The organism is Halobacillus sp. ABA4_118, assembly GCF_056160205.1.
In genome coordinates, this window is record NZ_JBSWWS010000001.1 from 2,254,604 (window position 1) to 2,269,468 (window position 14,865).

The 14,865-nt window shown below is 48.2% G+C and carries 11 protein-coding genes; 7 read left to right on the forward strand and 4 right to left on the reverse strand.

The genetic code is table 11. The features are described 5' to 3' along the window. Window positions 1-128: 128 nt before the first annotated feature. Window positions 129-1,574, forward strand: a complete 1,446-nt coding sequence (locus ACXAGL_RS11160) for a carbon starvation CstA family protein (RefSeq protein WP_474991198.1) — start codon at window positions 129-131, stop codon at window positions 1,572-1,574. 157 nt (window positions 1,575-1,731) lie between these two features. Continuing rightward, window positions 1,732-2,676: an ATP-grasp domain-containing protein gene (locus ACXAGL_RS11165; protein WP_474991199.1), complete on the forward strand. Its 945-nt coding sequence runs from the start codon at window positions 1,732-1,734 to the stop codon at window positions 2,674-2,676. A gap of 37 nt (window positions 2,677-2,713) precedes the next feature. Here ACXAGL_RS11165 and ACXAGL_RS11170 read toward each other — a convergent pair whose 3' ends face one another. Further along, on the reverse strand, window positions 2,714-3,772 hold the full coding sequence (locus tag ACXAGL_RS11170) for an NAD(P)/FAD-dependent oxidoreductase (RefSeq protein WP_474991200.1): 1,059 nt from the start codon (window positions 3,770-3,772) through the stop codon (window positions 2,714-2,716). A gap of 216 nt (window positions 3,773-3,988) precedes the next feature. Between ACXAGL_RS11170 and ACXAGL_RS11175 the strand changes: the two genes are divergently transcribed. The 5 genes from ACXAGL_RS11175 (at window position 3,989) to ACXAGL_RS11195 (ending at window position 9,795) form a co-directional block, all read left to right on the forward strand. Beyond that, complete coding sequence (locus ACXAGL_RS11175; protein ID WP_474992363.1) at window positions 3,989-5,062, forward strand: C45 family autoproteolytic acyltransferase/hydolase; 1,074 nt, start codon at window positions 3,989-3,991, stop codon at window positions 5,060-5,062. Between the two features lie 10 nt (window positions 5,063-5,072). Further along, window positions 5,073-5,750 carry a Dph6-related ATP pyrophosphatase gene (locus ACXAGL_RS11180; RefSeq protein WP_474991201.1) on the forward strand — a complete coding sequence of 226 codons (678 nt, stop codon included), beginning with the start codon at window positions 5,073-5,075 and terminating at the stop codon, window positions 5,748-5,750. 45 nt (window positions 5,751-5,795) lie between these two features. After that, window positions 5,796-6,575: an enoyl-ACP reductase FabI gene (gene fabI / locus ACXAGL_RS11185; RefSeq protein WP_474967521.1), complete on the forward strand. Its 780-nt coding sequence runs from the start codon at window positions 5,796-5,798 to the stop codon at window positions 6,573-6,575. A 620-nt stretch (window positions 6,576-7,195) separates the two neighbouring features. Continuing rightward, window positions 7,196-8,572, forward strand: coding sequence for a Glu/Leu/Phe/Val family dehydrogenase (locus ACXAGL_RS11190; RefSeq protein ID WP_474967523.1), 1,377 nt, complete (start codon window positions 7,196-7,198; stop codon window positions 8,570-8,572). A 422-nt stretch (window positions 8,573-8,994) separates the two neighbouring features. Beyond that, window positions 8,995-9,795, forward strand: a complete 801-nt coding sequence (locus tag ACXAGL_RS11195) for a 3-hydroxybutyrate dehydrogenase (RefSeq protein WP_474970350.1) — start codon at window positions 8,995-8,997, stop codon at window positions 9,793-9,795. A 137-nt stretch (window positions 9,796-9,932) separates the two neighbouring features. Here ACXAGL_RS11195 and ACXAGL_RS11200 read toward each other — a convergent pair whose 3' ends face one another. From ACXAGL_RS11200 to ACXAGL_RS11210, 3 genes are all read right to left on the reverse strand, one after another. Then, the gene (locus tag ACXAGL_RS11200; RefSeq protein WP_474991202.1) at window positions 9,933-11,219 is read right to left on the reverse strand and encodes a GntP family permease; all 1,287 of its coding nucleotides are present in this window, start codon (window positions 11,217-11,219) and stop codon (window positions 9,933-9,935) included. Window positions 11,220-11,328: 109 nt separating this feature from the next. After that, window positions 11,329-14,088: a phosphoenolpyruvate carboxylase gene (ppc, locus tag ACXAGL_RS11205; protein WP_474967526.1), complete on the reverse strand. Its 2,760-nt coding sequence runs from the start codon at window positions 14,086-14,088 to the stop codon at window positions 11,329-11,331. Window positions 14,089-14,324: 236 nt separating this feature from the next. After that, on the reverse strand, window positions 14,325-14,840 hold the full coding sequence (locus tag ACXAGL_RS11210) for a GNAT family N-acetyltransferase (protein WP_474991203.1): 516 nt from the start codon (window positions 14,838-14,840) through the stop codon (window positions 14,325-14,327). Window positions 14,841-14,865: the final 25 nt, after the last annotated feature.

The window sequence follows — 14,865 nt, forward strand, 5'->3', positions numbered from 1 at the left end:
TTAAGGTGCAAACGCTTTACTTCAAGAAAAAAAAGAATAAAAAAATAAATATTCAGATAATGGGTTGTTATTCGACAAAGAAGCGGCTAGAATACTTTTTATATTCTCATTTGGAAGGAGGCTCAGCGATGGTCACATTTATCGCATCTGTTGTTTTACTTATTCTCGGTTATTTGGTTTATGGAAAGGTGGTCGAACGCATTTTTGTCATCAATGACGAAAAGACGACACCGGCCTATGAACAAAATGACGGATTTGACTACATGCCTATGAGCTGGTGGAAAGCGAGTTTGATCCAGCTTCTCAATATCGCTGGGCTTGGACCGATTTTTGGTGCTGTTATGGGTGCTCTTTACGGGCCCGTTGCATTTATATGGATTGTCATTGGATCAATTTTCGGAGGAGCGGTCCACGATTACTTCTCTGGAATGATGTCTCTTCGGCATAAAGGCGAGCAGTTCCCCGGCCTTGTAGGGAAATATCTTGGAAACCCAGCCCGTGTCGTTATTAATATTCTATCGATTGGTTTGATGGTGCTGGTTGCCGCTGCATTTACTGCAGGGCCGGCTCAGCTGATGGCAGAGGTTACACCGCTTGGTTTCTTTACATGTATCCTGCTTATTTTTGCTTATTTTCTGGTGGCGACTGTTCTTCCTATCAATAAAATTATCGGAAAAGTGTACCCGGTTTTCGGGGCGATTCTTATCTTTATGGCCGTCAGTATCGGAATTGGATTGTTCTTCTTTGATCACCCGGTTCCAAACCTGACTGTGGAGAACCTCCATCCTCAGGAACTTCCCATCTGGCCGCTGCTGATGGTTACCGTTTCCTGTGGTGCCATTTCAGGGTTTCATAGTACTCAAAGCCCGATCCTTGCCCGGACGTTGAAAAAAGAAAGCGAAGGAAGAAAAGTATTTTATGGCGCAATGATTGCCGAGGGTATCATTGCCTTGATCTGGGCCGCAGCTGGAATGGCCTTTTTCGGGGGCACAGGAGAGCTTCAAACGGCGCTTGACGCAGGCGGTCCGGCCGGCGTGGTCAACGAAATCAGTACATCTACGCTCGGGACTCTCGGGGGTATTCTTGCTGTTCTCGGTGTCATCATCCTCCCCATTACGACAGGGGATACAGCGCTTCGGTCGTCCCGAATGATGCTGGTGGATCTGCTCAAAGGGTTTACGAATAAAGAATGGAATGGGAAATGGGCGACGATTCTCCTTGCTGTACCTGTCGCTATCCCAACCTTCATGCTCACACAGATGGACTACAGTTTCCTTTGGCGTTATGTCGGCTGGTCGAACCAGGTAGTGGCCACCGTCATGCTTTGGACGGGAGCCATGTATTTGATGAAGCAGGCGAAGTTCCACTGGATCTGCAGTGTGCCCGCGCTGTTTATGACTGCGGTGGTCAGTACCTACATCTTTTATGCGCCGGAAGGATTCGGCCTTGCTTACTCCACATCCATGATATTAGGCGCCGTCATCTGGACAGCCGTCTTCACATGGTTCGTGTGGCAGGTGATCAAACACAAAGTGCAGAAACAGCAGCGTGTCCTTACAACGAAAGCAAGCTGACCTCAACACCCTCCATTGTGGAGGGTGTTTTTTCGTCCTGGGATGCTGTGCCTTTTGAAGGGTCGGTAAAAAGGGCGGTGGATAGATCATATCCTAGTAACTTTATCGGGATTTTATGATAAAATAAAGAAAGTATCGAAATGAAAGGAGTCCTGGCATGAGTAAAATCTATGTACTTCATGAAAACGACGAATGGACCGGCCACTTGACGGAACGGCTGGAAGAATTAGATCTTCCCTACGAGTTATGGCATCTGGATCAAGGGACGCTTGATCTGACAAGCGAGCCTCCGGAAGGCATTTTTTATAACAGGATCAGCGCATCGTCTCATACGAGAAATCACCGTTTTGCACCGGAATATACAGAGGCTGTCCTTGCTTGGCTGGAGCGCCACGGCCGGACGGTGATTAATGGCAGCCGCGCGCTTCGTCTTGAGGTAAGTAAAGTGAATCAGTACATGGCCTTGAATCAGGCAGGTATTCAAACACCCAAAACCATCACAGCCGTGGGCAGATACAACATTCTTGAAGCGGCCCGCAAGCTTGATCAATCCTCTTTCATCACAAAGCATAACCGTGCCGGAAAAGGTCAGGGGGTTCAATTGTTTCATTCGACTGAAGCTCTGAGAGAATATATCGACGGCCCCTCCTTTGAGGAACCGGTCGATGGAATAACGCTGATTCAACAGTATATCGAGGCTCCCGAACCTTACATCGTCCGCCATGAATTTGTCGGTGGGAAGTTTGTCTACGGGGTGAAAGTGGATACATCAGAAGGATTTGAGTTATGTCCGGCTGATGCCTGCACAATCGAAGACCTTTACTGCCCGACAGATCAACAAGCGGAAGCACCGAAAGCAAAGTTTGAAATTCTGGAAAATTATCGTCCGGAAATTGTCGATCATTATGAGGCATTTTTAAAGGAGAACAACGTTCAGGTTGCAGGAATCGAAGCGATCCAGGATGCGGAAGGGAATCTTTACACTTACGACGTTAACACAAACACGAATTACAACTCGGATGCCGAGGCTGCGGCCGGCATTTACGGCATGCTTGAGCTTGCCCGTTATCTTGGCGGCCTGCTTGAGAAATCGTATGTATAAACAAAGAGATCGATCACACCTTGTGATCGATCTCTTTTTAATGTCGTTTGCTCAGCCACAAGACTCCTGACTTGGCAAGACGAGGGAGGACACCGGTCATAGGCTTTTGGAGCATATTGCCGAATCCGTCGTTTTTTCCAAGCGAGCCGAGGGATCCCTTCAGTTTAACGTCGCCGGGACGTTCCGGTACGCGGTCCTGGAGAACGGCACGAAGGACATCTGCAACTTTTTCGCCTTGCTGGCCGGCCAGCTGTGCACTTGGAGAGTACTCGGAAGACGCACAGTCTCCTACAACATAGACATTTTGATGAGAGGGTACCTGGTAGAAATCATTAATGATGACTTTTTCCTGATCATCTTTTTCAAAAGGAAGCTCTCGTACGAGGAAATTCGGACGTACACCAGCGGTCCATACTGTGACATCATTGATATAACAAAGGCCGTTGTTGCAGACCCCATCCTTCTCGACGTACTCCACATTGGCATGGTGGATAACCTCGACACCATTGTCATTGAACCACTTTTCCACATATTCCTGAATCTTTGAATCAAAAGCTTTCAATACAGAAGAGCCCCGGTCAAGCAGACGGATGTTCAAATCCGGCCGGCTTTCACGTACCTCAGAAGCGACTTCAATGCCACTCAGCCCGGCGCCTACAACGGTAATTTTGCCGTATGCTCCGAGGTTATTGATGGAATAGCCGGCACTACGGGCTTTGGAGAACGTCTGGACACTCTCTGTAAATTGCTGCGCCCCTTCGATGCCGTGATAGTTATCCTCACAACCCAGTCCGATAAGGAGATAATCATAAGGAACAGGCTCAAGGCCGCCTTTCACCCGGACGTGCCCGGCTTCAACATCAATGTTTTCAATTTCATCAAAAACGTAATCCACCTGCTCATGCTCAGGAAAGTCTACACGGGCATGACGGTCGGATTCCGTGCCTGCAGCAATGGTATAAAATTCTGTCTTCAATGAATGGTATGGGTTCCGGTCGATCACGGTGATGTGTACATCATCCCTTACGCCGTCAAGCAGCCCGTGAAGAGCGTTCATGCCGCCGTATCCCCCACCTAAAATGACAACTTTTTTCACTTTTGTTCCACCACCTTCACAAATTCAAGTCCCCTGCGTTCCCTTCTCGTAAACGTTTTCTATCATTTGTTACAATCATTAGCGTATCAAAAAAATCGTCGAAAAACTATATGAATGGCGCATTTATTCCTGGTTGTGGCAGAATATGGATGTCTTTTCTGATGAAGGAAGACATAGTAGAATGAAGCTAATTCAGAAAAAAGAGAGGGTCAGATGATGAAGCAGGTATACAGCAGGGTGGTACAATTTCGAGGCTCCCATTACGATTATGGATATTTTCAGGGGAAGCAGCTGAAAAATTCGATGACGATAAAAAACCGGGAAAAACAGTGGAAGGTACGTATCCCGCGTTTTACAGTAGAAGAATCAGAAGTGAAGGAGGCGATTACCCGCTTTGCTCCGGGCATTTGGGATGAACTGCTGGGCCTCAGGGATGCCCTGGGGTGGCCGATGGAACGGGTGATGATGGAATTCGGCGGCTACCGGGTTGACTATAAACGAAGCGGCTGCTCCATCATGACGGGAGACGGGTATTTTATCCGTAATTATGATTATATGCCGAAAACGTATGAAGGGCGTTACGCCTTGTTTCAACCGGAAGATCAGGGATACAGCACAATCGGACCGACGCAGAGAATTACCGGTCGTATGGATGGGATGAATGAAAAGGGACTCGTTCTCGGCTATAACTTTATGCACCGGAAGAGGCCGGGAGATGGGTTTATCTGCTGTATGATTGGAAGAATCATCCTCGAATCCTGTGCGGATGTAGAGGAAGCCGTGGCGATGCTGAAAGAAATCCCCCATCGTCATTCGTTCAGCTACACGGTATATGATCCGAGCGGACGTACGTATGTTGTGGAAGCTTCTCCGCGTGGAACGGCTGTAAGGGAAGCGGATGTGTGTACCAACCATTTTGAAATCATGGTAGAGGAAAACCGGAACCATCTGGTGGATTCCAAACGGCGGATGGAGGCTGTTCAGGCCGGACGTGAACAGCTTTCCGGGGCTTACGAAGCTTTCCGTCTGATGAATGATACAGCCGGCGGTGTATTTTCGGATCTCTATGACCAATGGGCTGGTACGATTCATACAGCCGGCTACCTCCCGAAGGAAGGAAAGGCATGGTTTGCTTTAGGCGGAGATCAGGAGCCGGTGGAATTGGACTTTCATCAGTGGCTTGCAGGGAAAGATGAAGCACGAACGATGATTTATGGAGAAGTGGACACAGAACTGCCTTTTGTCCACATGGAAGACGGGGCTTACTGGAATGGAAGAAAACGGAGATAGGGGGAGCGCAATGACGGAACGTGTGGTTGTATCGTGGAGTGGCGGGAAAGATTCTGCTTTTGCTTTATCCCTGATGCTGAATGATCCTGCCTATACTGTAAAAGGGTTGATCTCAACCGTGTCTGCAGAAAGGAAGAGGCTTCCGGTCCACGAAGTGAAAACGGAATGGATAAGGAGCCAGGCTGAGGCTCTGCAGCTGCCCTTATACGAGGTGGAACTTCCGGAAGAGGCCTCCAATGAACAGTACGAGCAGGCGTTGGGACGACAAGCGGAGCAGCTGAGGAAGGAAGATGTCTCCGCTGTCGTCTACGCCGATCTTTTTCTTGAGGATATCAAAGATTACCGCCTGCAGCTCTTGGATAGGATAGGGATGGAAGGAATATTTCCTTTGTGGAAACAGCCGGCAAAAGAACCAGCAGAGACGTTGATCCAGCTTGGCTTTAAAAGCATCGTCACGACCGTGGATACCGACGTGCTGCCTGAAGAGTATGCAGGAAGGACGTTCAACATGGATTTTCTGAATGCTCTTCCTGAAGGGGTGGATCTGTGCGGGGAACATGGGGAATTCCATACCTTTGTCTATGATGGCCCCTGTTTCATCCACCCGCTGCCCGTCACCTCTGGACTTCGTTTTACCTCTTTAGGTGGAAGATTTGCTCATGTAGAATTAGAGGAGCCCGGCAAATAAGTATGGTAAGATAAGTAGTCGAGAAAAGATTCACTGGAGGTAATTATGGAAGACATTTTACAGTTGAAAGATAAGAACATCGTCGTGATGGGTGTAGCCAATAAGCGGAGCCTTGCCTGGGGCGTAGCAAGGTCCCTCTACAAGGCAGGAGCGAATGTCATTTTTACATATAGAAAAGACCGCAGCTATACGAAACTGCAGAAGCTTCTTGAAGAAGAAGGCGTCGAGGCGGGAGCTGTTGTTCAGTGTGATGTAAACAATGACGAAAGCATCCAGGAGGCCTTTACGACAATCGGAGAGCAGGCAGGTGTGATCCACGGGGTCTGTCACTCCATTGCCTTTGCCCATGCGGAAGACTTGAAAGGCGACTTTATTGAAACGTCCCGGGACGGCTTTGCCTTCGCTCATGATACGAGTGCTTACTCCCTCATAGCGGTAGCCAAAGCGGCGCGGCCGTATATGACAGAAGGCGGTTCATTGATGGCTATGAGCTATCTCGGTGCGGAGCGCCTGGTGAAAGGGTACAACGTCATGGGGGTAGCAAAAGCCTCCCTTGAAGCGGCTGTCCGTTACCTCGCTGAAGATATGGGACAGCAGCAGGTCCGTGTGAATGCGATTTCTGCGGGAGCTGTCCGTACGCTCGCTGCAAAGGGTGTACCAAGCTTCAATGAAATTCTCAGCAAGATCGAAGAAACGTCTCCGCTTAGAAAAAATGTGACACAGGAAGAGGTCGGCGATATGACGCTGGCTATGATGAGTCACCTATCCCGGGGGGTAACCGGCGAAATCGTGTATGTGGATTCTGGATATAATATTTTAGGTTGAACAAAAAGCTCCCTTATTCAGGGAGCTTCAGCTTGTAGAGAAACCTCTGTTTCTTTACAAGCTTTTTTCTTTCTTGCCGCCAGGAGCGAAAGCCCCTTCCCTTTCCGCGGACGAGCGCCCGAGCTTCCTCGCAACACCCACGCTCGGCGATCTCGGACCACTCGTTCTTCCGCAGGAGTGGAAGGGGCACCGCTCCTTGGGAGTTCTTTAACATCGAAAATGACTCTCCTCCATCCACCCAGCTCACCCTTGCTGGATGGAGGAGAGTCTTGTCCATATTCCGGCAGGCATCCGTGATCAGCGCCTGTTCTTTCCCTTTTTCTTTTCCACGCAGGCGGCCATAACGCAGCCCATGCTGTTCTTTTGAATCTGCATACACGAGGAGCCTTCGGTGGTGATGCCCACGGCATTCATCCACCAAAAAGCGGATTGTGGCCCTTGGCACGACAAATGGACAACTCTAACTGGTTAACACAGACTTTTTCTACAGCCAAAAGCTCCCTTATTTAGGGAGCTTTTTTAATGGTTAGGAAACGTTTCACGTGGAAAAATTAGGGTATGGGTAATTTAGTGAGTGAAAATCAGCACAGGACCTTATCATTAGATCGGAGGCTTTATGTATGCAGAGACAACAATCAATCATCGAAGAGTCACTGAAAGCAGTTATGGAAGATGAAGATTTTCTACCGGATCTGAAGTACCAGTCCAGAGAGCAGGCGTATAAATCACTGGTGGCCCTTCTATCCACACCGAATCACGTGCATAAATCATACTTAAGAGTTCCTATGGAGGACGGTCAGATCGTTCGTATTCCAGCCTTTCGTATCCAACACAGTGATACGGTAGGCCCATATAAAGGCGGGATCCGCTTCCATGAATCGGTCCATGAAGACGAAGTGGCCAACCTCGCTAAGCTGATGACGTTGAAAAATGCCCTTCATGAGCTGCCGTTCGGCGGAGGAAAAGGCGGCGTCGGAATCAATCCCAAAGATTACAGTGTGAAGGAACTGAATCTGATCTGCAAAAAATATGTCCAGTATTTTAACGATATTCTGGGGCCTGATAAAGACATACCAGCTCCTGACGTAGGAACGGGAGAACGGGAAATGGACTGGATGATGGGAGAGTACAAGGCGCTCCATCCGGGAGAACCCTACCGCAACAGTTTTACAGGCAAAAGCATTGTGAACGGTGGGTCACTTGGACGCCGCGAATCAACAGGGAAAGGTGTCTACTTTACGTTCCGCTATATGCTGCATGACTTCTTGAAGAATAATAAGGACTGGCTGGAAGGAACCGATAATATATTTGCCAAAACGGCGCTGAATCATGCCGATAAAGAATTGAAAATGGCTGTTCAGGGCTTTGGAAACCTTGGATCAGTAGCCGCGCTTGAATCCAGGAAATGTGATTACTTGAACAACAAAGTGGTCGCTGTCAGCGATGCAAACGTCATGTTGTACAACCGTGATGGGCTGGATATTGAAGCACTTGTGGAATTCACGAAACAGAATGATGGAGACCTTCCCACCGAAGATCAGCAGCTGGAAGAGCACGAACTCCAAGCAGAAATCAGAGACCGGGATGAACTGCTTACCATGGATGTCGACGTCCTGTTCCTTGCAGCGCTGGAAGATCAGATTCACGAAGGCAACATGAAGGATATCCAGGCAGAAATTATTGTTGAAGGCGCTAACGGACCTATTACAGAGGAAGCAGATAAGCATCTGGCGGATAAAGGTGTCTTGATCATTCCGGATATCCTCGCCAATGCCGGTGGTGTGATCGTTTCCTTCTATGAATGGGTGCAGGGAAGAGAGGCGCGTTTCATGAACGAAGACGAAGTATTTGAACGGCTGTTCGATAAAATGAAACATACGATGGATACGATTCTTCCGCAGTTTTTCGGAGATCCGTTCCCGCTCCGTCAAAACTGCTATATCCACTCCGTTATGAAATTGTCCAACATTATGTACCGCCAGGGAAAACTATACTAAAGAAAAAGTTCGTCCTACCCAGTTAGAGTTGTCCGTATGTCATGTTGAGAGGGCACGTTCCGCTTATCGGTGGATGCCTGCCGCGGGCACGTCCTCCGCTGACTTGGTCAAGAAAACCATTGGACCAAGTGGATCTTCCGCTCGCACTGTTCCCGGAGACGTCACCACCGAACGCTTCTCGTGCCGATGCCTGTGGGAAGACTGCTTTATCCTATGATAAAAGAGAACGTTGAGCATCGCTTCTTCGCTGTTTCAAAAGCACAGGACAAGCTGCGTTACTGCCGCTTTGAGAAAATCCTATATTGGTGACCGCTCCTTTGAGTTACTGGAAAAAAGGTTTCTCTACAAGCTGAAAAAACTCAGCCTTTCAAAGGCTGAGTTTTTTGTGCATTTTTCCGGAAAAGTGGGAAAGGTAAGGAGTGATGAACCTAGAAGGAGGAATTATCGTGTTAGAAGGAAAATCTGCCTTAATTACAGGATCAGGCCAAGGCATCGGTTTGGAAATTGCTACGGAATTTGCAAAAGCCGGTGCCAAAGTTATGTTAAATGATATCAACCAGGAAACATTGGACAAATCGGTCGAGGAGCTTCGATCTCAAGGCTTTACGGTCGAAGGTGTTGTCGCCAACGTAGCGAAAGAAGAAGATGTGAAGCATGCGATTGAAGAAACAGTCAGTAAATTCGGCCGTATCGATATTCTCGTCAATAATGCCGGGATTCAGCACGTGGCTCCGGTGGAGGAATTTCCATCTGAGAAGTTTGCATTGATTCTTGATATTATGCTCAAAGGCCCATTTTTCGGAATCAAGCACGCCTTTCCCCATATGAAAAAGCAAGGGTATGGACGTGTCTTGAATATGGCTTCCATCAACGGTTTAATTGGGTTTGCCGGTAAAGCAGGGTACAACAGTGCCAAGCACGGGGTTATCGGGCTGACGAAAGTGACGGCTCTGGAGGGAGCTGATGATGGCATTACCGTTAATGCGATCTGCCCAGGCTATGTGGATACGCCGCTTGTTCAGAATCAGCTGGAGGACCTGGCGAACACGCGGAACATTAAGAAAGAAAAAGCCTTGGAAGAAGTCATCTATCCACTTGTCCCTCAGAAACGTCTCCTTCAGGTCCAGGAGGTTGCTGACTACGCCATTTTCCTTGTCAGTGACAAAGCGAAAAGCATCACCGGTCAGGCTGCAGTCATTGACGGAGGGTATACCGTTCAATAAAACCATAAATAAAGGAAAACCCTGTCCTTGGTGCAGGGTTTTTTTATGACTTAGATAAAAAAGGGAGGAACTTCTCATCATGAGAAGTTCCTCCCTTTTTTCTATATGATCATTTGGATATGTCTGAGGCAGCCGGGTTAATTGATTCCCATCATAGCCAGCAGGATGATGGCTATGGTTGCAATCATTGGAATGACCAAGCCCACTACGAATACGTCCTTGTAGGAATCCTTATGGGTCAGGCCGGTAACCGTGAATAAAGTCAGCAGTGCCCCGTTATGAGGAAGGATGGAAGCACCTGAAGCTACAGAGGTAATTCTGTGGAAGGCTTCCAGACTGAGTCCCTGATTCACTGCTATATCATAATACTCCTGACCGAGCGCTTCCAAAGCGATTCCCATACCACCAGAAGCAGAGCCGGTGATCATCGCTAACAGCTGGACAGCGAAAGCTTCTGAAAAATATGGGCTGAGTGGAATACTGAAAATAAGCTCTTTCACTGTATCAAATCCGGGGGAAGCGGTAACCACTGTCCCGAAACCAACAGCCGCACTTGTATTAATGGTCGCCATAACCGATCCGGAGGCACCGCCGTTTATGGCTTTGATAAAGTCTTTATAATCTTTCCAGTTAAATGCCATAATCAGCAGAATTCCGATGAGCAGGGCGGTCAGGATATTCAAGTCAAATATATTCAACGTCGCTACTACTGCAATGAGGGGGATGGTGGATAAAATCCAGTTTGGAAGTTCTTCCTCGTTGACACTTTTCACCTGGTTATCCCCTTCAGGTTCTGTAAAGGTTTCATCATTTTTAGTCAGCCGGCCTTCGCGGAATTTCAAATAAAAGTATCCGCCGACAGCCATGATTAAAGCGGCGGCGATGCCCAGAATCGGTGCCGCCATCGTATTGGTCTCGAATGTATTGATCGGAATGATGTTCTGAATCTGTGGTGTACCCGGAACAGCGGTCATCGTAAATGTGAAAGCGCCGAGAACAAAGGTGGACGGGATCAGTTTTCTTGAAACATTCGCTTCTCTGAACATCGCTACAGCGAGAGGATAAACAGCGAAAACGACGACGAACAGACTGACACCGCCGTAGGTTAGAATAGCAGCCGACAGCAGCATACCAAGGATGGCCCGTTTTTTCCCAATGACACTGGAGATTTTGTGAGCGACGGACTGGGCAGCTCCTGTATCCTCCATCAGCTTTCCGAAAATCGCACCGAATAGGAAGATGGGGAAGTAGTCTTTTGCAAAATCTACGAATCCCTGCATGTACGTGTCCGTATAGGCAGGAAGGATGTCCATTCCGCTTAGAATTGCGACAAAGCCTGATACGAGCGGAGCAATCCAGATGATGGACCAGCCCAGGTAGGCGAGAAGCATGAGTAAAACAAGTCCTAAAAGGATACTAATCATGATGATTCCCTCACTTTATGTGGTTGATGTCTGTTTTACTATGTCCAATTCAGCGGATTTGATGAACCACATAAAAAAACTGCCGGCGTTTGGCCGGCAGTTTTGTTGATCAACCTGTATTACGAAGTCCTGCAGCGATTCCGCTGATCGTCAGCAGTACTTCTGTTAGAATTTCATCGTTTGGATCTTCTTCCTTGCGGAGCTCTTTAATCAACTCCACCTGCAGGAAGTTCAATGGGTCGACGTAAGGGTTCCTCAGACGGACGGATTCCTTGATCGTCGGCTGATGATTCAACAGTTCATCATCTCCTGTAATCCGGAGGAGGATTTCTTTCGTACGCTCATATTCTTCAACCACTTCATTGAAGATCCGCTTTCCGATCTTTTCATCCTGGACAAGCTCGGTATACTCACGGGCCGTTTGAATGTCGGCTTTCGTCAGGGCCATCTGCAGGTTATTGATGGTAGAACGGAAGAACGGCCAGTTTTCATACATCTGCTGCAATTGGTCAAGTTGCTCGCTGCCTTGATCGGCATAATAAGCGAGACCCGTTCCTGCGGCGTACCAGGCAGGGAGGAGCTGGCGGTTCTGTGTCCAGGCAAAGACCCATGGAATGGCGCGCAGATTTTCAAACTTGGAGCTGTCCTTACGCTTCATTGGCCGTGACCCTATATTCAGGCCGCTGATTTCCTGAAGCGGCGTGGCTTCATTGAAGTACGTAAGAAATTCAGGGTCGCCGAAGACAAGGTCCTGGTATTTTTTAAGAGACACTTCGGAAATTTCTTCGATGGCCTGTTCCCATGTGTCTTCACGGTGGTGGCCCTGCTCCGATTCCTTCGAGACATTGGCTGCGCCTTCCACAAGGGTGGAGGCTGCCTGTTCCAGGCTTCGGTAAGCAATGTCACGTAGCAGATAACGGGAAGAAAGCACTTCTCCTTGTTCGGTGATCTTCACTCCTTCACCCAGGGTTTCAGCAGGTTGTGACAGCAGGCTGCGGTTCAATGGTCCGCCCCCGCGGCCTAATGAGCCTCCGCGGCCATGGAAGAACTTGAGACCGATACCATAATCCTCGGCCATTTCACGGATTTCCTGCTGAGCCTTGTACAAACGCCAGTTGGCCGTGAGTGTTCCACCATCTTTACTGCCGTCGGAATATCCAAGCATAATTTCCTGTGAACTGCCGCGCTTTTTCAAGTGACGGCTGTATATGTCCATATCAAACACAGTTTTAAGAATCTCAGGTCCGGCAACGAGATCGTCCACGGTTTCCAGCAGCGGGGCAACATTGATGTTGCTTTCCACTGTGCCATCGGCGTGAAGTCTGTAAATACCCGCCTCTTTAGCAAGGACAAGAACTTCCAGAAGATCACTTGCGGCTTCTGTATGACTGATCAAGTAAACTTCAATGGAGCGTTTACCGAACTCCAGGTGAGCTTTACGGATCATTTGGAAAACGGTCAGCATCTGCTGGGTGGACTCTGAATAATCCTCGTTCAGCAGGGAAATCGGACGCGGGTCTTTCAATACATCCTGAAGGACGGCCAGCTTCCGCTCTTCAGAGAGAGCTGAATAGTCCTCTTCAATTCCAACCTTACGGAGCAGTTCGGTAACCGCAGCTTCATGCTCCCCGCTGTGATTACGGATGTCCAGAGTAGCGAGATGGAAGCCGAACATTTCCACCTGTCGGATCAACTTTCTCAATTTTTTGAGTTCGCCTCGGTTCGGCTGGTGGGTCTGGGCGCTTTCCTGTATAAGGAGAAGGTCTTCATGCAGTTCGTCTGCATCTTTATAACCAATCTCAGACCGGCCTACTTGACGCAGGCGTTCAAGGATGATGGCAAACTTCCTGCGGTAGATTTCCCGGTCATCCCGCCATCTCTTTTCTTCAGAAAGAAGAGGTTCCTGCTCCTCGATCGATCGTTTCAGAGCGTCGGTCACGGTCACTTGTGTCGAAGAGTGACTGAATCGTTTCATCAGCTCCACAAGGACCTGGTCATATTTTTTCAAAGCAAGACGGCGCTGCTTCTCAAGCGTTTCCCAAGTGATTTCCGGAGTCACGTTCGGGTTTCCGTCACGGTCTCCACCAATCCAGGATCCGAATTTAAGGAAATTCGGTACGTCCCAGTCTTCTCCTGGGAAATGATCTTCCAGACGATTTTCAAGCTCCTGATGAATATCAGGAAGAACATCAAACAACGTCTGGTCGAAGTAGTACAATCCATTCCGTACTTCATCCATGACGGTCGGTTTGCGCTCACGGAGTTCATCCGTCTGCCATAGAACTGTCACTTCGTTCTGGAGGCTGTCCTGAAGATTTTGGCGTTCTCCTTTTGTGAGCTGCGGGTGATCCAGCTTTTGAAGGATTGCAGCAATCCGTTTCTGGATTTCGAGCACAGTTCTCTTGGTTGCTTCCGTCGGGTGTGCGGTAATGATCAATTCAAGGGAAAGGTCGTGGAGCACATCTTGAATCAACTCTTTGGAAAAGTTGTTGTTTTTCAAATTAACCACGGCACTTTCCAATGAAAAAGGCTGTGCCCCATGATCTTCACGGAGTTGATATTCTCTTCTTCTGCGGATTCTGTGGTTCTGCTCAGCGATATTCACAAGATGGAAATAGATGGAGAATGCGCGGATGACCTGCGAGCGCATAGGAGGCTCGAGGCTCTGGATTTCTTGTTTCAGCTGTTTATAAGTATGCTGTTCAGGGTTTTGGCGTAAGTCTTTGGTCAGCTGGCGGATGGTTTCTACTTTATTTAATAACTCTTCACCGCCGTGATGGACAAGAATGTTTCCAAGCATTTGTCCAAGGGAACGGATATCTCTCCTCAGGGGAGTCGTGTGGTCGTTTGTACTGTTAAGCGTTGTCACAATTTCACCTTCCTGTCAGATCTGTAAAATGGATAGTATTGTGCTTCATAATATTATCAGAATAATTTGTATAGTCAAATGTTCAGCAGTACCCTGTGCTTTTATATGGAAGCAGCAAGGGGGAAGGAATGCTTCCGTAAAGTGTGCTGGCCATAGACATGTAAGCGCTGCCTTATACTCTGAGTAAAGAACCTTCTTTTCTATTTTAATTTTTTTTGAAGCAGAAAACAAAGATATCAATGATATGGAAACATCCGCTGATTTTTCCATTCATTTTTGGTGAGGAACATTTCCAGTGTGTGCCAAGGCTGGGTCTCCGTCATTTCCTTATTTTTATCTTGTTCTTTGAATGAGAACCCCGCTTTTTCATATACCCGGAGAGCCGGGGTGTTGAAGGCGAAAACGCCTAAGGTGACGCTCTCCAGATGAAGTCGGTCGAAGGCGTAGGTTGTGATTTCACGCAGCATCCGTGCAGCAACCTTTTTTCCTCTGTGTTCGGGATTCGTTATCACACGACCGATTCTTCCTGTCTTAAGAGGTTCGATCCGGCCGATGGAAATGTGTCCGGCCGGGCTGTCTTCCAACAGAGCTGTGAACGATTGACGGTCCTCCTCATTCAAGTATTTCTCCCACTGGCTCAAGGAGAGGGGGTGCTCAAAACCGGAGCCGCTCCATTGTTTCAGCTCGTCCTTTGACCTGATCCATTGACTGATCGTTTCAAAATCTTCCATCCTTGCCGGCCTTAATTTCATAATATAACTCCTTTATAACCAATGG